The organism is Allomesorhizobium aridi (assembly GCF_043769475.1).
Classification (GTDB): Bacteria; Pseudomonadota; Alphaproteobacteria; order Rhizobiales; family Rhizobiaceae; genus Allomesorhizobium.
The window spans coordinates 1172057-1189238 of the sequence record NZ_CP171729.1; the positions used below are offsets into that span (position 1 = coordinate 1172057).

A 17182-nucleotide genomic window follows, 5' to 3' on the forward strand; every position below is an offset into this window, starting at 1 on the left:
GGCGACGTTGGAAACCGGGGCCGGCATCTACCTGCTCAGCGGCGTCTGGAGCGTCGCGATGCTGGCGGTGTTCATCTGGGCGATCCGCCTCAGCTACCGCATCGAGGCGCGTTCACCAGAACTGCAAAACACCAGCGGCGTGCCGCGCAACGCACTCATCTTTCACACGGTCACAAACCGGAAAGTAGCCCGGGACGAGGAGACGCAGGCCCTCCGGCGGTGGATGAACCGCCTGTTGCTGCTGAACCTCGCCGGTTTCGCGCTGCTGTGGCTTGCGATATCGAGGATCGGACGCTGACGAGATGCATCTGATCGATCATTTCCGCCGCATGGCCGAAAACAATCTCTGGTCGAACGACCGGCTGCACCGGGCGGTGTGCGCGCTGCAGCCGGGCGAGTTCGAGGCTCCCCGCACCAGCTTCTTTCCCTCGATCAGGCAAACGCTCAACCATATCCTCTCGGTCGATATCTATTATCTCGATATGCTGCAGGAGGGGGGCGTCGGCCTGCGCGTGTTCGACCGCTGGAGGGATTTTGACGATCCGGAGCGCCTGGCCGAGGCGCAGGCGGCCTGCGATCGCGATTACCTGGCTTTCTGCGCGGCGCTGCCAGCGTCCGATCTCGACCGGCGGGTCGGCACGGATCGCGGCGACGACGGACAGGTTCCCGAGCGCATCGGCGACCTCCTGGCGCACATCTTCCTGCACGACATCCATCATCGCGGGCAGGTGCATGCGATGCTGTCGGGCACGTCCGTCAAGCCGCCTCAACTCGACGAGTATTTTCTCGACTTCGACCTGAAGCTGCGGCGCGACGAGGTGAAGCGGCTGGGGTTGGAAAGCTAAGGCCGGCGCATGTTCGGCGCTTGATCGCCAAACAGACGATCGACCAATTCCTGGGTGCGCTGGTCTTTTACGATCGCATGCAGCCGCAGCAATTCGGCGAAGAGTTCGTCGATATCTTCACTGTAGAGCAGCTCCATTTCGTCATTTACGCAACTGGCCCGGTCATCGGCCTGTCGCAGAAGGCGTGCTTCTCGATCAGCGGCAGTCTCCATCCAGAAATCGCGCGGCTGCATTGAACCCTCCTTGATAGGTTCAACTTTACCACGAAATAGATGACGGCGCTGTGGGCAACGGCCTTTGCCGGCAAGCTGGCGGCCGGCATTACTGCCGGCCGCTCCAAGCCAAACGGAACCTTCAGGCCTACGCTGCCTTGTCGTCCTTCAGCACTCCGCGGCGGATTTGGTCTTCCTCGATCGACTCGAACAGCGCCCGGAAATTGCCTTCGCCAAAACCTTCGTCGCCCTTCCTCTGGATGAACTCGAAGAAGATCGGCCCGATCACGGTTTTGGAAAAGATCTGCAGCAAGATCTTTGTCGTGCCGCCGTCGACCACGCCTTCGCCGTCGATCAGTATACCGTGCGTCTTCATCCGCTCGATCGGCTCGTCATGGCCGTGCACGCGCTCATGCGACTTCTCGTAATAGGTGTCGGGCGGACCGGGCATGAATTTCAAGCCATTGGCGGCGAGCTTGTCGGTGGCGTCGTAGATGCCGTCGGTGCCGACCGCGATGTGCTGGATGCCTTCGCCCTTGTATTTGCGCAAATATTCCGCGATCTGGCTGGTGTCGTCCTTGGACTCGTTGAGCGGGATGCGGATCTTGCCGCAGGGCGAGGTGATGGCGCGGCTGACCAGGCCGGTGATGCGGCCGTCGATGTCGAAGTAGTGGATCTGCTTGAAGCCGAACAGCTCGCGGTAGAATGCCCACCACTTGTCCATCTGGCCGCGATAAACATTGTGGGTCAGGTGGTCGAGGTAATAGAAGCCGACGCCTTCCGGCTTCGGGTCGCGCTCGCCCAGCCACTCGAACTCGGCGTCATAAGCCGAACCCTTGTCACGGTATTTGTCGACGAAATAGAGCAGCGAGCCGCCGATGCCGACGATCGCCGGAACGTCGAGCGTCTTGTCGTCCCCCTGATAGGGCTCGGCGCCCTTGGAGACTGCGTGGTCGAACGCATGCTTTGCGTCGACGACGCGCCACGCCATTGCCGGGGCGCAGGGCCCGTGCTTTTCCACGAACTTCACGCCGTAGGAGCCGGGCTCGGCGTTCAGCACATAGTTGATGTCGCCCTGGCGCCAGACGGTGACGTTCTTCGTCCGGTGTTTTGCAACCGGCGCGTACCCCATGCACGAAAAAAGCTCGGAGAGCTTTTCCGGCTCCGCGTGGGCGAATTCAACGAACTCAAACCCGTCGGTGCCTGCGGGATTGGCCTTGCTGATCTTGGCGGGCGGGGCATCGTGCGGAAAGGGACCCATGGCTTCCTCCTTTGCGGCCGATCGGCGGCAATTCAAGCTTGCTCTAATATTAGTCCAAACGGGACGCATTGTGCTTGCATATGAGCGGCTGAAATGCTGGGCTCATGCATGTATCATGCATGAGTGGGGCAAAGATCGTGAATGATGAACGGATAGACCAGTTTGACCGCAAGATACTGTCTCTGCTGCAGGCGGACGGCAGGCTCACCAACAACGACCTTTCCGAGCGTGTGAACCTGTCGCCGTCACAATGCTCGCGGCGAAGGCAGCGGCTGGAGGAGGAGGGTTTTATCCGGGGCTACCGGGCGGTGCTCGACCGCGATCGGCTCGGATTTTCGCTGGTCAACGTCATCTCGGTGACACTGGCGACCCACAATCGCGACAATGCCCGCAACTTCGCCGAACTCCTGTCGCGCCTGCCCGAAGTCCAGGAGGCGCATGCGCTGACCGGCGAGATGGATTATATCCTCAAGGTCGTCACGCCGGACCTGAAATCACTGTCGGATTTCGTCAACGGCGTGCTCCTGCCCCACGATTCCGTACAGCATGTAAAGACCGCGATCGTGCTGGAGACGCTGAAGGAGACTTCGGCATTGCCACTATAACGGCCTCAGCCTTTCGACTGCTGCACCGCCATGAACAAATTGGCCGAGCGCGTGCCGGAGCGGCAATAGGCGAAGACCGGGCCTTCGAGTTCCTCGAGCGCATCAGCCATTGCGGCGACGTCGTCGCCGGTCATCGGCATGCCGCTGACGATCGGAACGTGGCGGAACGACAGGCCGGCCGCTTCCGCCGCCTTTGCGATTTCGGCGGCATTGGGCTGGCCCGGCTGTTCGTTGTCGGGCCGGTTGCTGATGATGCTCTTAAAACCCTTGGCCTTGATGGCGGCGATGTCGTCGGCTGCGATCTGCCCGGATACGGCGTAGTCGTCGGAGATCTGTCTGTATTCCATGGTGATGCCTCGTGATCCAAATCGTTGCGGCAAGCATAGCGCCCGCGCCGCAGTTTCGCGACCGTTCTTGCCATTACAGATATGCGGCCGCAACGGGCTTGACCACCCACACGATCCAGAAATCCGGGTCTGAACGAAAACAATGCCTTGCCGCCGAAATCGGATTCGGATTGTGAACTCGACGCTGTCGACGCTTCAACCAGTTGCGACAATATAGCCGCTGAGAGGCCGGCCCTCGGCGGCAAGCCGCTTCAACAGCGCGGACGGCAGGAACACGTCCTTGCCGCTGCGGCCATGCCAGTATTCCAGCCGCTCGACGATCTTCGGCAGCCCCTCCAGATCGGCCCAGAACATCGGCCCGCCCTTGCCGACGGGGAATCCGTAGCCATTGGTCCAGACGATGTCGATGTCGGACGCGCGCGCGGCGATCCCTTCCTCCAGGATTTTTGTCCCCTCATTGACCATCGGATAAAGCATGCGCTCGATGATCTCTTCGGCCGAAATGGCGCGGCGCTCGATGCCTCTTTCGCGCGCGCTGTCCTCGATCAGTTGCGCTACCTCCGGATCGGGAACCGGGGTGCGCGAGCCGTTGTCGTAGCGATAAAAGCCCTTGCCGGTCTTCTGGCCGAAACGGCCCTGTTCGCAGAGCCGGTCGGCGATGACAGCAAGCTGGCCGCGCGCTTTGCGGTTGCGCCAGCCGATATCGAGGCCGGCCATATCGTACATCTGGAACGGACCCATCGGCCAGCCGAAGCCGGTGAACACCTGGTCGATCTCACCCGGCGACGCGCCTTCCAACAGAAGGTTTTCCGCATCGTCGGAGCGGGCCGAGAGCATGCGGTTGCCGACGAAGCCATGGCAGACGTTGACGACGACCGGAACCTTGCCGATCCGTTTGGCGACGCCAAGCACTGTGGCCAGCACATCCGGCGCGGTCTTTTCGCCGCGCACGATTTCCAGCAGCTTCATGACGTTGGCCGGCGAGAAGAAATGCAGCCCGAGCACGTCCTGCGGGCGGCTGGTCGAGGCCGCGATCTCGTTGACGTCGAGATAGGACGTATTGGTGGCGAGGACGGCGGTTGGCTTGGCGACGACGTCTAGCTTGCCGAATACTTCTTTCTTGACCGCCATGTCCTCGAACACGGCCTCGATGATTAGATCGCATTCGGCGAGGTCGGCATAGTCGGTGGTCGGCGAAAACAGCGCCATGCGCTCGGCTTTGGCGTCTTCGCTCAGCGAGCCGCGCGACACCGAGATCGCATAGTTCTTCTCGATCATCGCCAGGCCGCGATCGAGCGCCTCGCGGTTCATTTCGAGGAGCGTCACGGGGACGCCGCCATTGACGAAGGCCATCGCTATGCCGCCGCCCATCGTTCCGGCGCCGATGATGCCGGCGCGGCGGATTTCGCGCGGCGCGACTTCCTTGCCGATGCCGGGCGCCCTGGCGGCCTCGCGCTCGGCGAAGAACAGATGGCGCTGGGCGCGCGACTGGTCGCCGGAAACCAGTTTCACGAACATTTCGCGCTCGGCGGCCAGCGCCTCGTCGAAGGGCAGGGTGATCGCGTTGCGCACCGATTGCGCGCAGGCAAGCGGCGCTTCAAGCCCGCGCGCCTTCTTGGCGAGTTCGGCTGCCTCGGCGTCGAATGCGGCCAGGTCGGCGCCGACTATCTGTCCCGTACGGTCGCGCACCGGCACCGAAGCGACGCCGCGCGCCGCCCTGTCGCGGGCGAAGGCGACTGCATTGGCGACGAGGTTGGATTCCGAGACGGCGTCGGCCAATCCGCTCGCCAGCGCCTCATCTGCCGAAACCGGCGCGCCGGAGACGATCATCTTCAGCGCCATCGCCGGACCGACCAGCCGCGGCAGGCGGACGGTGCCGCCGGCGCCGGGCAGCAAGCCGAGCTTCACCTCCGGCAGCGCGAGTTTTGCTTCCCTGTCGGCGATGCGGAAATGGCAGCCGAGCGCCAGTTCCAGCCCGCCGCCGAGCGCGGTTCCATGAATGGCGGCGACCGTAGGCTTCTGGATCGCCTCAAGCGTCGCGATGACATCGCGCAGGTCCGGACGCTGCGCCGGCTTGCCGAATTCGGCGATGTCTGCCCCGGCGACGAAGGTGCGGCCGGCGCAGGTGAGTACAATGGCCACGACCGAAGAATCCCCGGCAAGCGTTTCCAGCAACTTGTGAAGCGGCTCGCGGACGCGAAAGCTGGTCGCGTTCACCGGCGGATTGTCGATGGTGACGATGGCGATTTCGCCATCGCGCGTGGTGGTCACGGCTTCGGTCATGGCACGCTCCTGTTAGGCGTCGCTTGCGTCGCCTGTCGGCATGCGGAAACCGTAGCCGCGACGGCCCCGGTACAGGCTTCCGCAGCGTGTATCATGAAGAAGCCGGGCCGGGTCAACCGGTCCGGCTCCGTCGAGCCGCTACGCAGCGCTGGTCAGTGCGTTTCGCCGGATCCGCCGATCGCCACGACGTTGAAGGGCTTGCCCTCGACCGGGATGCTGCCGGTTTCGGCAAAGCTCCCGGCATCGACGACATGCAGCACGCCTTTCAGCGGGTCGCTGACGATGATCGAATCCCCCGCGACGGCGATGCGCGGCCGCGGGTCGCTCCAGTGGCCGTCCATACTGTAGGGCTCGGTCAGCGCCAGCGTGCCGACGATCTGGCCGGCCAGGACATCGATGCGGTGCAGCTTTCCATCCTCGGTGAACACATAGGCGAATTTCGGCCGGACCGGATCGACAGCGAAATGGACGCGCCGCGCCGGCAGTTCGATCAGGCGGAAGGCGTCCTTCGCCGTCGGGTCGATGACCACCACGGCGCTCGGCCCGTAATTGCCGAGAAAATACTGCAGGCCCCTGCCGCCGACCAGCGTGGTCGACTTGCCTTCGGGCAGGCCTTCGCCGTAGGGCAGCAGTTCGATCGAGGGCGCGTCGCCACCGGCTTTGACCAGCAGCAGCCCTTCGGCGCAGGCGATCGCCAGTATGTTGCCGGACGACGCTTCGCCGTGCAGGTCCGGGCACGAATGGACATCGCCCACCGGCGCGCCGTCGCTGTCGATCACCCGGATGCCGACCGGCAGTTCGTCGGGCTTTTCGCTGTTCGGCTCCGTCACCAGGACATGGTTGCCGAACGCCACTGCGACGCCGTGATGCGGCGCGGCGGTTTTGACCTCACGGGTAGCTTTCGAGCCGGCGAGCACGTCCTTCTCGGCTATCGTGCGCGTCACGCCCTCGCCATCGAAAAACAGCGCTATGTCGCCATGGTGGTCGACGAAATGCGATGGCTTCGTGCCGGGAAACGCTGCCTCCAGCAGGCTCGGCGCTTCGATCTTCAGGTCGCCGTGATCGCCATGGTCGCCCATGGAGAGGCCGCTCGAGATCACCGAGATCATGTCCGACTTGCCCTGGACCGCAAACACGGTCCTGCCGCTTTCGCTGCGATGCAGCGTCGCCGGCCCCTTGGTCGCGAAGTTCGCCAGCACCTTGCCGGTTTCGGCGTCGATGGCGCGGACGACAGGTGCGGCATGGTCCGACACGAACAGCCGCCAGGCCGATTTTTCTTCGGCAATAGCAGGCGGGATTATGAAGCCCAGCGCGAGGGCAGCGCAGGAGAGTGCTTTCAGACGACGAGGCATGGTGTTCCTTCCTTGATGTAATAACATAACACATTGAGAGCCGAAAAAGGCGGGGATGGCCCCGCCTTGATCGGATCGATAATACCCTAGCTGCCGAGGATCGCGCCCTTGATCGTGGCGATGTTGTAGCGCATCAGGTCGATATAGGTGGGCGCCAGGCCGTCGGCGGCCGAAAGTGCGTCGGAATAGAGCGTGCCGCCGATCTTCAGGCCGGTTTCTGTTGCGATCTGTTCGGCCAGCCGAGCATTGGTGATGCTTTCGACGAAGATCGCGGACGCCTTGTCCTCGCGCACCTGCCTGATCAGCGCTGCGACATCGGCGGCCGAAGCCTCGGCTTCGGTCGAGACGCCTTCTGGAGCCAGGAAGGTCAGGCCGTATTCGTGCTCGAAATAGCCGAAGGCGTCATGCGAGGTGATGATGACGCGTTTGTCTTCGGGAATGGAAGCGACAGCCGCCTTCACCTCGTCCTCCGCCGCCGCGAGCTTTTGCGTATAGGCTTCGGCATTGGCCTTGTAGGCATCGCAGCCCTCGGAATCGGCGGCGCAGAACGCGTCGGCGATGTTCTTCACGTAGATTTTTGCATTGGCGATGGACTGGAAGGCGTGCGGATCGGTGTCGCCGTGGTGGTGGCCTTCTTCCGCTTCGGCGGCTGCATCATGCGCTTCGCCTTCCGCTTCGTGCTCTTCCTGCATCTTCAGCGGCTCGACGCCTTTGGTCAGTTCGACGATCTGCGCCTTTGCGCCGCTGGTCTCGACGAGGCGCTCGAGAAAGCCTTCGAAATGCAGGCCGTTGACCAGCACCACATCCGCGCCGGCCATGGCGACGGCGTCGGCAGGCTTGGGCTCGTAGACATGGGCGTCGCCGTCCGGGCCTACCAGCGTCGTCAACTCGACGCGCTCGCCGCCGACATTTTTGGCGAAATCGCCGATGATCGAGAAGCTGGCAATGACTTTCAGCGGTTCGGCGGAGGCCGAGGCGAGGGCGGCGGGGCTTAATGTTATAACAGTCGCCAACAGGGCAAGTCGAAATCTGCTGAGCATGGTTGGTATCTCCTTCAGGCGGTACGGTGGCGGTGGTGGCGGGTGCGGGTGTTGAAGACCCCGCGCGTGCCGAAAACGATGGAGCAGAGATAGACGGCGCCGGCCGACAGGATGATGGCGGGTCCGGAAGGAAGCGAGGCATGGTAGGATAGGAGCAGGCCGGCGACGCAGGATGCGAAGCCGATCAGGATCGCCAGCGCGCACATCGGCTCGACACGGGTCGTCCAGAAGCGCGCCGCGGCGGCGGGCAGCATCATCAGCCCGACCGAAAGCAGCGTGCCGAGCGCCTGGAAGCCGCCGACGAGGTTGAGCACGACCAGCCCGAGAAAGATGAAGTGAACGGGCGTGCCGAGATGGCTGACCGAACGCAGGAACAGCGGGTCGAGGCATTCGGCGACCAGCGCCCGCCAGAAGATCGCCAGCGTCAGCAGTGTGGTGCCGGTGATCATCGCGATCAGCGTCAGCGCGTCGTTGTTCAGCGCCAGCACCGTGCCGAACAGCACATGCATCAGGTCGACGCTCGATCCGCGCAGCGACACGATGAGCACGCCGGCCGCCAGCGAGATGAGGTAGAAGGCTGCCATCGAGGCGTCTTCCTTCTGCACGGTGAAGCGCGACACCGCGCCGGCCCCCAGCGCAACGATGGCGCCGGCAATCAGGCCGCCGATGGTCATCGGCACGATCTGCAGGCCGTAGAGCAGGAAGCCGGCCGCCGCACCCGGCAGTATGGCGTGGGCCATGGCGTCACCGGTCAGGCTCATGCGCCGCAGCATCAGGAACACGCCGACCGGGCAAGCGCCGATCGACAGCATCAGCGAGCCCATCAGCGCACGCTGCATGAAGCCGAATTCGATGAAGGGGGCGATCAGGAAATCATACATGATGCTGCTCACGCCGCCCGCGGACCGGAATCGTGATGTGAATGATCGTGGCCATGGTCGTGCGAATGACCATGGTCGTGGGTGTGATCGTCTCCGGCCGGCTCGCACCAGGGCGCATCGTCATGCCAGGCCTCGTCGAAGCGGCGCGCGCGCAACAGGTTTTCCGGCTTGAGCGTCTCGATCGTTTCGCCCCAGGCGATCGGCTGCCGCGCCAGGAGCAGTGTTTCGGGAAAATGCCGGCGCACCAGGTCCAGGTCGTGAATGACCACCATGACGGTGCGCTTCTCGCCGTGCCAGCGCTTGATCAGGGCGATCAGGTCGCCGACCGTCTTCGCATCGACCGCATTGAAAGGCTCGTCGAGCAGGATGATCTCGGCATCCTGCAGCAGGACCCGGGCAAAAAGCGCGCGCTGCAACTGGCCGCCCGACAGCGTGTCGATCGGCCGCTTCTCGAAGCCGCCCAGCCCGACGGCCATCAGCGCCTTCGACACCTGGTCGCGGTCGTCCCTGGTGAAGCGGCCGAGCAGGCCGCGCCGCGGCCAGAGCCCCAGCGAGACCAGATCGACCACGCGCGCCGGAAACGACCGGTCGAGTTCGGATTGCTGCGGCAAATAGGCGATGCGCGCGCCCTTGGCGTTGAGGCAGACGCCGGCCATCGGCTTCAGCACGCCGACGATGCCCTTCATCAGCGTCGATTTGCCGGAGCCGTTCGCCCCGACCACCGCAGTCAGCGAACCCGTCTTGACCGCGCCATTCAGATGATGAACCGCGGGATGGCTGTTATAGCCAAGCGTCAGGTCGCGAAAGGTCAGGCTGGCGTCGGTCATGGTTCCGGCTGCATCCGTGTTGCTGGCGGCAGGGTTGGATATGTGATGTTATTACATTAGTCAACGCCGGAATGTGAATTCCGCGGCCGAAAATCCGCGCGGAGAACGCTGGGGCAGGCGACGCTGCGCTCCTGCTCCATTCCAATTTCCGGTGTAATGTGGAAAAGGTCGCGAGCAAGGGAGGCGGAGCGCATGCAGGACGAGATCAGGGCTGGCGTTGCAATCGTCGGCGCGGGCATTGCCGGAGCCGGAGTGGCGGCCGCGCTGGCGCAGGATTTCAAGGTCGTCCTGATCGAGCAGGAGAGCCGGCCCGGACATCACACCACCGGACGTTCGGCCGCGATCTTCATCCAGAACTACGGCAACCAGACGATCAGGGCTCTCAGCCGCGCCAGCGCGCCGCTGTTCGAGGACGCGGACAAAAACCTGTTCCCGAACCCGCTGCTTTCGCCGCGCGGCATGCTGAACATCGCCGATGCCGAAGGCCTCGCCCATCACGCCGAGTTGCTCGCCGAGAGCGAAGGCCTGCACGAGATCAGCGTCGCCGAGGCGCTGGCCTTTGTGCCGGCGCTGCGGGCCGAGCGCATCCTTGCCGCCTCCTACGAAGAGGACGCGCGCGACATCGATGTCGCCGCGCTGCATCAGGGCTGGCTGAAAGCCGCGAAAATGGCGGGCGCCAAGGTCCTGACCGACTGCGCCCTGACGAAGGCGGAACATGCCGGCGGGCTCTGGTCCATCGAGACGCCGAATGCGCGGATCGTCGCGAAGACGATCGTCAACGCGGCCGGGGCATGGGCCGACGATGTCGCGAAAAAAATGCGGCGTCGCGCCAATCGGCGTGACGCCGATGCGCCGCTCGATCGCCGTGCTGCCGGCTCCGGCGGCTTACGACACGCGCCACTGGCCGCTGGTCGGCGACGCCGCGGACACCTGGTACATGAAACCCGACGGCGCACGCCTGCTGGTCTCGCCGGCCGACGAGGACCCGGTCGAGCCGCACGACGCTTTCGTCGACGACATGGTGCTGGCCGAAGGCCTGCACCGATTCGAGCAGGCGATGACTTTTCCGGTAACCCATGTCGAGCGGAGCTGGGCCGGATTGCGCACCTTCGCGCCGGACCGGACGCCGGTCGCCGGTTTCGACAAGACGGCGGAAGGCTTTTTCTGGCTTGCGGGGCAGGGCGGCTACGGGATTCAGACCGCCCCCGCCTTGTCATGGCTGGCCGGACAGATGATAAGGCGCGCTGGCCTGCCCGCCGAAATGGAAGCGCTGGTCCCGGCATTGTCGCCGGACCGCTTCCGTTAGGGACGGCCGAAGATTTTCAGGAAGGGAATAGATACATGACCATTCGCCGTATCGATGTCGGCCCGCGCATGAGCGACATCGTCATCCACAACGACACGATCTATCTGGCCGGGCAGGTCGGCACACCGGGAGCCAACGTCGCCACGCAGACCAAGGAAATCCTCGCCACGATCGACGAACTGCTGGCCAAGGCCGGTTCGGACAAGACCAAGATCCTGCAGGCGATCATCTGGCTGGCCGACATGAGCACCTTCGCCGAGATGAACGGGGTGTGGGACGGCTGGGTGCCGCAGGGCCACACGCCCGCCCGCGCCACCGGCGAGGCCAAGCTCGCCGCGCCGGAATACAAGGTCGAGATCATCATCACGGCGGCGCTTTAAGCCCGCGAAATCACGCCGTCAGCTCTGCGAAGGCGTGAACCGCGCCACCAGGGCGTGGCTGCCGGCTGCGTAGGTAAAGCGCACATGGGTGACCGGATGGTCGGCGCTCCAGGTGCGCCGCTCCACGACCAGGCACGGCGCTCCCTCGGCGATGTCGAGCGCGGCGGCGGTTTCCGCCTCCGCGCCGGCAGCGGTGATCCTGTGTTCGGCCGCGCTCCACGGGATGCGGCCGATCAGCCAGGGCCCGGGTGCGTTTTCCTCAAAACCTTCTTCGGCTGCTTCCGGCACGGCGGCGAGATTGATCAGCCGGTTCTCATGGCAGAACGGCTGCGCGCCGGCAAAGTGGCGGCAGGTCAGCTCCAGCACGGCGCCTGAATTCTTCAGGCCGAGCCGCTCGCGATCTTCCGGCGTGCTCTTGCGCTTGTGGCGCGACGTCAACTCGTAGCGATAGGGCAGTCCGAGTGCTGCCACTTCCGTCTTGATGTCGTGGATTTCGAGAATGGCCGCCTGCGACTGCGGCCGGCGCACGAAGCTGCCGGAGCGGCGGCGGCGCTCGATCAGGCCGGCCTTGGCCAGTTGCGACAGCGCCTTGTTCACCGTCATGCGCGAGCAGCCATATTCGGCCGAAAGCTCATGCTCGAACGGGATGCGATGGCCGGGCGCCCATTCGCCCGACATGATGCGGTCGCTGATGTCGGCGAGGATGCGCTGGTGAAGCGATGCCGGTTCGGCGTCTGCGCTGATTGCGTCGGTCACATCCATCTGCGTTTCCATGTCTGACCGTCAGCCGGCGAGCAGTTCGATCATCGCCGTCTTGAATTTCTCGGCGATGGCTTCGCGCGCAAAATGCCGCCCCTGCGTGACCACTCTTTCGCCATTCACCCAGACGCAATCGACCGCCGCCCCATTGGCGAAAATCCACGCATCGAGAATCGCGTCGCCGGATTTGCCGGCAAGCGTGGGGTGTGTCGCGTCGAGCGAGACGAAATCGGCCGCCGCACCGGGAGCGATCCCGGATTTCGCGCAACCAAGGGCCTGATTGCCGCCGGCAACTGCCCTTGTGAACAGATTTCGGCCGTTGGATTGGCCCGGTTCGGCTAACACGTTGCGCTGGCGATGAAAAATCCGTTGCGAATATTCGAGCTGCCGCAATTCATCCACAACGCCGACCAGCACGTTGGAGTCGGAGCCGACCCCAAAACGCCCGCCATGCCCGACGAACAGGGCCGCGGAGAAGGTGCCGTCGCCGAGATTTGCTTCGGTGATGGGGCACAGCCCCGCAATTGCGCCGCTCTTCGCCATCGCGGCCGTCTCCGCGTCGAGCATGTGCGTGGCGTGGATCAGGCACCAGCGCCGGTCGACCTCCGCATTTGCCAGCAGCCATTCGACCGGCCGCGCGCCCGACCAGGCAAGGCAATCCTCGACCTCGCGCATCTGCTCGGCAACGTGGATGTGGATCGGCCCGTCCGGCATCATGGCGGCAACGGCCGCGAGTTCTTGCGGTGTGACGGCGCGCAGGCTGTGCGGCGCGACGCCGACAACCGCTCCCGGCATATCCTTAGTCGCGGCGCGGCAACCTTCAAGAAGAGCAGCGAACCCGTCTAGATCATTGACGAATCGCCGCTGGCCCTCGGCGGGAGCCGCCCCTCCGAAGCCCGAATGTGCATAGAAGACCGGCAGCAGGGTTAGCCCGATTCCGGTCGCACGGCCGGCTGCAGCAATGCGCTCCGCCATCTCGGCGACGTTGGCGTAAGGCCGTCCATCGAGGTCGTGATGCAGATAATGAAACTCGCCGACGCGCGAAAAACCGGCTTCCAGCATCTCGACATAAAGCTGGGCCGCGACTGCCTCTGCCTGCTCTGGCGTGATGCTCAGCGCGAACCGGTACATCACCTCGCGCCACGACCAGAAACTGTCGGACGAAGGGCCGCGCGTTTCGGCAAGCCCGGCCATGCCGCGCTGGAAGGCATGGCTGTGCAGGTTCGGCATGCCGGGCAGCACGATCGCATGGTGCTCGTCGCCGGGGGCAGGCGACGCGGCCTGTTCGACCGAAACGATCCGCCCGCCATCCGTGACGATGCGGCTATTGTCCTGCCAGCCGGCCGGGAGCAGGGCCTGTTCGGCAAAGATCGTCGTCATGCCACCTCCCTCGAACCTTCGATCCTGGAGCCGAAGCCCACTTGCGTCGCTGTGTGATATGTATATACATATTGAAGCGCAATGGAAACGGGAAAGTGATGGCTGGCGCAGGGGAGAAACCATCGAAGCGGACGCGCATCTGGCGCAACGCACGGCTTGCGACCATGTCGCCGTCGCTGCCCGGCCTGGGCGTCGTCGATGACGGCGCGGTCGCTGCCAGCGATGGGCGGATCGTCTTTGCCGGACCGGCAGCCGAACTTCCCTCCGCACTGACGCGTGACGCCGAGATCCACGACTGCGGCGGCCGCTGGATCACGCCCGGCCTGGTCGATTGCCACACCCATCTCGTCCACGCCGGCAACCGCGCCAACGAATTCGAAATGCGGCTTGCCGGTGCAACCTACGAAGAAGTGGCCCGCGCCGGCGGCGGCATCGTCTCATCGGTCAAGGCGTTGCGCGCGGCGAGCGAGGGCGATCTGGTGCGCGAAACGCTGCCCCGCCTCGATGCGCTGATCGCCGAAGGCGTCACGACGGTCGAGATCAAATCCGGCTACGGCCTCGATCTGGAAAACGAGAAGAAGTCGCTGCGTGCAGCGCGCCGGATGGGCGAGGAGAGGGCAGTGGCAGTCCGCACGACCTTCCTCGGCGCGCATGCCCTGCCGCCGGAGGCCGGTGGCGACAAGTCGGCCTACATCGATCTCGTCGCGAAAAAGATGCTGCCGGCGATCGCGGCCGAGGGGCTGGCCGATGCGGTCGACGGATTTTGCGAAGGGATCGCCTTTTCGCCGGAGGAAATGTCCCGCGTGTTCGAAGCCGCCAAGGCGCTCGGCATGCCGGTAAAACTCCATGCCGACCAGCTTTCCAACCTGCATGGCGCGGCGCTTGCCGCAAGTTTCGGCGCGCTCTCGGCAGACCATCTTGAATACACCGACGAGGCCGGCGCGGCCGCCATGGCCAAGGCGAGTACGGTAGCGGTGATGCTGCCCGGCGCGTTCTATTTCATCCGCGAGACGAAAAAGCCGCCGATCGACCTGTTCCGCCGCCGCGGCGTGAAGATGGCGGTCGCCACCGACTGCAACCCCGGAACCTCGCCGCTGACCTCTCTGGTTCTGACCATGAACATGGCCGCGACCCTGTTCGGCATGACAGTCGAGGAATGTCTGCTGGGCGTGACCCGCCACGCGGCGGCTGCGCTCGGCATGTCCGGCGAAACGGGAACACTGGAGCCCGGCAAATCGGCCGACCTGGCAATCTGGGATATCGAAAGCCCGGCCGAACTTGTCTACCGCATGGGCTTCAACCCGCTTCATGCGCGAATCTGGAGGGGCAGATGACCACACTCGTACTGAAACCGGGTGAGGCCACGCTCGCCGATTGGCGCGCCATCTATCGCGGCTCGACGCCGAAACTGGACGACGCCTGCCGGCCGCTGATCAGGGCGAGCGCCGATGCGGTCGCGAGGATCGTCGCCAGGGGCGAGCCGGTCTACGGCATCAACACCGGCTTCGGAAAACTCGCCAGCGTGCGCATCGAGGCGGCCGATCTCGAAACGCTCCAGCGCAACATCGTGCTCAGCCATTCGGCTGGCGTCGGCGAGCCGATGCCGGTTTCCATCGTGCGCCTGATGATGGCGCTGAAACTTGCCAGCCTGGCGCAGGGCGCGTCGGGCGTCCGGCCCGGAACGGTGGAACTGCTCGAGGCGATGCTGGCGAAGGATGTGGTGCCGGTCGTGCCGGCGCAAGGCTCGGTCGGCGCATCGGGCGATCTCGCCCCGCTGGCCCACATGACCGCGACGATGATCGGCGTCGGCGAATTGTTTACGCCCGATGGACGAGTGTCCGCCACGGAAGGGCTCACCGCCGCCGGGCTGACGCCGGTCGTGCTCGGCGCGAAGGAAGGTCTGGCGCTGCTCAACGGAACCCAATTTTCGACTGCCTATGCTCTGGCGGCACTGTTCGAGGCCGAGATTCTCTATCGCTCGGCGCTGGTCACCGGCGCGCTGTCGACCGATGCGGCCAGGGGTTCGGACGCGCCTTTCGATCCGCGCATCCATCTCCTCAGGAAGCACAGGGGCCAGATCGAGACGGCAGGTGCACTGCGCAATCTGATGGCCGGCAGCGCCATCCGCGAATCGCACCGCGTCGGCGACGAGCGTGTGCAGGACCCGTACTGCCTGCGCTGCCAGCCGCAGGTGATGGGCGCAGCCCTCGACGTGTTGCGCAAGGCGGCCGACACGCTGGAGACCGAGGCAAACGGCGTCACAGACAATCCGCTGATCTTCGCCGAAGATGACACCGCTCTTTCGGGCGGCAATTTCCACGCCGAGCCGGTGGCGTTCGCCGCAGACATCATCGCACTGGCCGTCTGCGAAATCGGTTCGCTGGCCGAACGCCGCATCGCCATGTTGGTCGACCCGGCGCTGTCGGGCATGCCGGCCTTCCTGACGCCGAAGCCGGGGCTGAATTCGGGCTTCATGATCCCGCAGGTTACGGCGGCGGCGCTGGTCTCGGAAAACAAGCAGAAGGCCTATCCGGCCAGCGTCGATTCGATCCCGACCTCGGCCAACCAGGAGGACCACGTCTCGATGGCCGCGCACGGCGCGCGCCGGCTGATCGGCATGGTCGAGAACGCGACGGCTGTGATCGGCATCGAACTCCTGGCCGCGGCCCAAGGGTGCGATTTCCATGCGCCGCTGCCTTCCAGCGAGCCACTGGAGGCTGTGCGCAAGACCGTCCGGGCCGAGGTGCCGCATCTCGACCACGACCGGCATTTCCATCCCGACATGGAGGCGGCGATCGAACTGGTCCGCAGCGGCGCGGTGATCGCGGCGGCAAACAGCGTGGATCTGCCGGGCGTTTCGAGGGTGGCGTCGTGAGCGCGACGCCGTGGCTGACGATCCAGCGTGGCGATGCGCCGCTGCTGGTCAGCCTGCCGCACACCGGAACCGGTCTTGCCGATATCGAGCCGCGCCTCGTGTCGCGCTGGCTCGGGCAGCGCGACTGCGACTGGTGGATCGACAAGCTCTACGATTTTGCCGGAAGCCTCGGCGCGACCGTTGTGCACACCGCGATCTCCCGCACGGTCATCGATGTCAATCGCGACCCGTCCGGCGCCTCGCTCTATCCGGGGCAGGCGACGACGGAGCTTTGCCCGACCACGACATTCGACGGCGATCGGCTCTACCGGGAGGGCGAGGAGCCGAAGCAGGCGGAGATCGACAGCAGACGCAAGGAGTTCTTCGAGCCCTATCATGCAGCGCTTGAAGCCGAGATCGCGCGGCTGAGGGCGATCCATCCGAAAATCGTCCTCTATGATTGCCATTCGATCCGCTCGGTGTTGCCGCTGCTGTTTGAGGGAACGCTGCCGGTGTTCAACCTCGGCACCAATGACGGCCGGAGCGCCGCGCCTGCGCTGCAGGAGAAGGTAGCGCGGATTATGGCGGAGACCGGGCAGACCTGGGTGGTCAATGGCCGCTTCAAGGGCGGCTGGATCACGCGCCATCACGGCAGGCCGGAACTTGGCGTCCATGCCCTGCAGATGGAGGTTTCCAATCGCGGCTACATGCACGAGCCCGAGGGCAAGGGCTCGCCGGACAATTGGCCGACGCCTTACGATCCGGCCTTCGCCGCGCCGATGCGCGAGACTTTGACCAAGATCCTTGAAACCGCAATCGCCTGGGCGCGCAGTTAAGCTGCGCCGGCAAT

The 17182-nt window shown here is 64.7% G+C and carries 18 protein-coding genes and 1 pseudogene; 9 read left to right on the plus strand and 10 right to left on the minus strand.

Annotated elements, in window-relative coordinates:
* The first annotated feature begins 7 nt into the window (after nucleotides 1–7).
* A complete protein-coding gene (locus ACG873_RS07685; protein WP_394891186.1) occupies nucleotides 8–298 on the plus strand; it encodes a hypothetical protein in 291 nt (96 codons plus the stop codon).
* Nucleotides 299–302: 4 nt separating this feature from the next.
* Nucleotides 303–845 carry a DinB family protein gene (locus ACG873_RS07690; RefSeq protein WP_394891187.1) on the plus strand — a complete coding sequence of 181 codons (543 nt, stop codon included), beginning with the start codon at nucleotides 303–305 and terminating at the stop codon, nucleotides 843–845.
* On the opposite strand, the gene ACG873_RS07695 is transcribed toward ACG873_RS07690, so the two are convergent.
* Together ACG873_RS07695 and hppD are read right to left on the minus strand one after the other, a co-directional pair.
* The gene (locus ACG873_RS07695; RefSeq protein ID WP_394891188.1) at nucleotides 842–1078 is read right to left on the minus strand and encodes a hypothetical protein; all 237 of its coding nucleotides are present in this window, start codon (nucleotides 1076–1078) and stop codon (nucleotides 842–844) included. The two genes, ACG873_RS07690 and ACG873_RS07695, sit on opposite strands and share 4 nt — an antisense overlap.
* A gap of 127 nt (nucleotides 1079–1205) precedes the next feature.
* Entirely contained in the window at nucleotides 1206–2318 is a 1113-nt protein-coding gene (gene hppD, locus ACG873_RS07700) for a 4-hydroxyphenylpyruvate dioxygenase (RefSeq protein ID WP_394891189.1), read from the minus strand.
* Nucleotides 2319–2455: 137 nt separating this feature from the next.
* Here hppD and ACG873_RS07705 point away from each other — a divergent pair, with 137 nt between their 5' ends.
* Entirely contained in the window at nucleotides 2456–2923 is a 468-nt protein-coding gene (locus tag ACG873_RS07705) for an Lrp/AsnC family transcriptional regulator (protein ID WP_394891190.1), read from the plus strand.
* A 5-nt stretch (nucleotides 2924–2928) separates the two neighbouring features.
* Here ACG873_RS07705 and ACG873_RS07710 read toward each other — a convergent pair whose 3' ends face one another.
* The 6 genes from ACG873_RS07710 to aztA form a co-directional block, all read right to left on the minus strand.
* Nucleotides 2929–3270 (minus strand): TIGR01244 family sulfur transferase, encoded by a 342-nt coding sequence (locus ACG873_RS07710; RefSeq protein WP_394891191.1) that lies wholly within the window; start codon nucleotides 3268–3270, stop codon nucleotides 2929–2931.
* 195 nt (nucleotides 3271–3465) lie between these two features.
* Nucleotides 3466–5553: a 3-hydroxyacyl-CoA dehydrogenase NAD-binding domain-containing protein gene (locus tag ACG873_RS07715; protein ID WP_394891192.1), complete on the minus strand. Its 2088-nt coding sequence runs from the start codon at nucleotides 5551–5553 to the stop codon at nucleotides 3466–3468.
* A gap of 152 nt (nucleotides 5554–5705) precedes the next feature.
* Nucleotides 5706–6905 (minus strand): zinc metallochaperone AztD, encoded by a 1200-nt coding sequence (gene aztD, locus ACG873_RS07720; protein WP_394891193.1) that lies wholly within the window; start codon nucleotides 6903–6905, stop codon nucleotides 5706–5708.
* A gap of 86 nt (nucleotides 6906–6991) precedes the next feature.
* A complete protein-coding gene (aztC, locus tag ACG873_RS07725; protein ID WP_394891194.1) occupies nucleotides 6992–7945 on the minus strand; it encodes a zinc ABC transporter substrate-binding protein AztC in 954 nt (317 codons plus the stop codon).
* A gap of 14 nt (nucleotides 7946–7959) precedes the next feature.
* Nucleotides 7960–8826: a zinc ABC transporter permease AztB gene (gene aztB, locus ACG873_RS07730; RefSeq protein ID WP_394893398.1), complete on the minus strand. Its 867-nt coding sequence runs from the start codon at nucleotides 8824–8826 to the stop codon at nucleotides 7960–7962.
* A gap of 8 nt (nucleotides 8827–8834) precedes the next feature.
* Nucleotides 8835–9653: a zinc ABC transporter ATP-binding protein AztA gene (gene aztA / locus ACG873_RS07735; RefSeq protein WP_394891195.1), complete on the minus strand. Its 819-nt coding sequence runs from the start codon at nucleotides 9651–9653 to the stop codon at nucleotides 8835–8837.
* 192 nt (nucleotides 9654–9845) lie between these two features.
* Between aztA and ACG873_RS07740 the strand changes: the two are divergent.
* The 3 genes and pseudogenes from ACG873_RS07740 to ACG873_RS07750 form a co-directional block, all read left to right on the plus strand.
* Nucleotides 9846–10415, plus strand: a pseudogene (locus ACG873_RS07740) (NAD(P)/FAD-dependent oxidoreductase); the annotation flags it as partial.
* Nucleotides 10416–10455: 40 nt separating this feature from the next.
* Entirely contained in the window at nucleotides 10456–10959 is a 504-nt protein-coding gene (locus ACG873_RS07745) for an NAD(P)/FAD-dependent oxidoreductase (protein ID WP_394893399.1), read from the plus strand.
* A gap of 35 nt (nucleotides 10960–10994) precedes the next feature.
* The gene (locus ACG873_RS07750; protein WP_394893401.1) at nucleotides 10995–11339 is read left to right on the plus strand and encodes a RidA family protein; all 345 of its coding nucleotides are present in this window, start codon (nucleotides 10995–10997) and stop codon (nucleotides 11337–11339) included.
* Nucleotides 11340–11357: 18 nt separating this feature from the next.
* Here ACG873_RS07750 and hutC read toward each other — a convergent pair whose 3' ends face one another.
* Together hutC and ACG873_RS07760 are read right to left on the minus strand one after the other, a co-directional pair.
* Nucleotides 11358–12101: a histidine utilization repressor gene (hutC, locus tag ACG873_RS07755; RefSeq protein WP_394891196.1), complete on the minus strand. Its 744-nt coding sequence runs from the start codon at nucleotides 12099–12101 to the stop codon at nucleotides 11358–11360.
* Nucleotides 12102–12122: 21 nt separating this feature from the next.
* Complete coding sequence (locus ACG873_RS07760) at nucleotides 12123–13478, minus strand: formimidoylglutamate deiminase (protein WP_394891197.1); 1356 nt, start codon at nucleotides 13476–13478, stop codon at nucleotides 12123–12125.
* A 98-nt stretch (nucleotides 13479–13576) separates the two neighbouring features.
* Here ACG873_RS07760 and hutI point away from each other — a divergent pair, with 98 nt between their 5' ends.
* From hutI to hutG, 3 genes are read left to right on the plus strand one after another with little or no spacing between them, the layout of a single operon-like run.
* A complete protein-coding gene (gene hutI, locus ACG873_RS07765; RefSeq protein ID WP_394893403.1) occupies nucleotides 13577–14812 on the plus strand; it encodes an imidazolonepropionase in 1236 nt (411 codons plus the stop codon).
* A complete protein-coding gene (hutH, locus tag ACG873_RS07770) occupies nucleotides 14809–16353 on the plus strand; it encodes a histidine ammonia-lyase (RefSeq protein WP_394891198.1) in 1545 nt (514 codons plus the stop codon). The genes hutI and hutH overlap by 4 nt, the downstream gene beginning before the upstream one ends.
* On the plus strand, nucleotides 16350–17168 hold the full coding sequence (gene hutG, locus ACG873_RS07775) for an N-formylglutamate deformylase (RefSeq protein WP_394891199.1): 819 nt from the start codon (nucleotides 16350–16352) through the stop codon (nucleotides 17166–17168). Before hutH ends, hutG begins: the two co-directional genes overlap by 4 nt.
* Nucleotides 17169–17182: the final 14 nt, after the last annotated feature.

Bases quoted from the DNA above. Each gene is read 5' to 3' on its own strand.
- ACG873_RS07690 (WP_394891187.1), top strand. From the start codon at position 303: ATGCATCTGATCGATCATTTCCGCCGCATGGCCGAAAACAATCTCTGG.
- ACG873_RS07715 (WP_394891192.1), bottom strand. From the start codon at position 5,553: ATGACCGAAGCCGTGACCACCACGCGCGATGGCGAAATCGCCATCGTC.
- aztA (WP_394891195.1), bottom strand. From the start codon at position 9,653: ATGACCGACGCCAGCCTGACCTTTCGCGACCTGACGCTTGGCTATAAC.
- ACG873_RS07710 (WP_394891191.1), bottom strand. From the start codon at position 3,270: ATGGAATACAGACAGATCTCCGACGACTACGCCGTATCCGGGCAGATC.
- aztD (WP_394891193.1), bottom strand. From the start codon at position 6,905: ATGCCTCGTCGTCTGAAAGCACTCTCCTGCGCTGCCCTCGCGCTGGGC.
- ACG873_RS07695 (WP_394891188.1), bottom strand. From the start codon at position 1,078: ATGCAGCCGCGCGATTTCTGGATGGAGACTGCCGCTGATCGAGAAGCA.
- ACG873_RS07760 (WP_394891197.1), bottom strand. From the start codon at position 13,478: ATGACGACGATCTTTGCCGAACAGGCCCTGCTCCCGGCCGGCTGGCAG.
- hutC (WP_394891196.1), bottom strand. From the start codon at position 12,101: ATGGATGTGACCGACGCAATCAGCGCAGACGCCGAACCGGCATCGCTT.
- aztB (WP_394893398.1), bottom strand. From the start codon at position 8,826: ATGTATGATTTCCTGATCGCCCCCTTCATCGAATTCGGCTTCATGCAG.
- ACG873_RS07750 (WP_394893401.1), top strand. From the start codon at position 10,995: ATGACCATTCGCCGTATCGATGTCGGCCCGCGCATGAGCGACATCGTC.
- hppD (WP_394891189.1), bottom strand. From the start codon at position 2,318: ATGGGTCCCTTTCCGCACGATGCCCCGCCCGCCAAGATCAGCAAGGCC.
- ACG873_RS07745 (WP_394893399.1), top strand. From the start codon at position 10,456: ATGTCGCGAAAAAAATGCGGCGTCGCGCCAATCGGCGTGACGCCGATG.
- hutI (WP_394893403.1), top strand. From the start codon at position 13,577: ATGGCTGGCGCAGGGGAGAAACCATCGAAGCGGACGCGCATCTGGCGC.
- hutH (WP_394891198.1), top strand. From the start codon at position 14,809: ATGACCACACTCGTACTGAAACCGGGTGAGGCCACGCTCGCCGATTGG.
- aztC (WP_394891194.1), bottom strand. From the start codon at position 7,945: ATGCTCAGCAGATTTCGACTTGCCCTGTTGGCGACTGTTATAACATTA.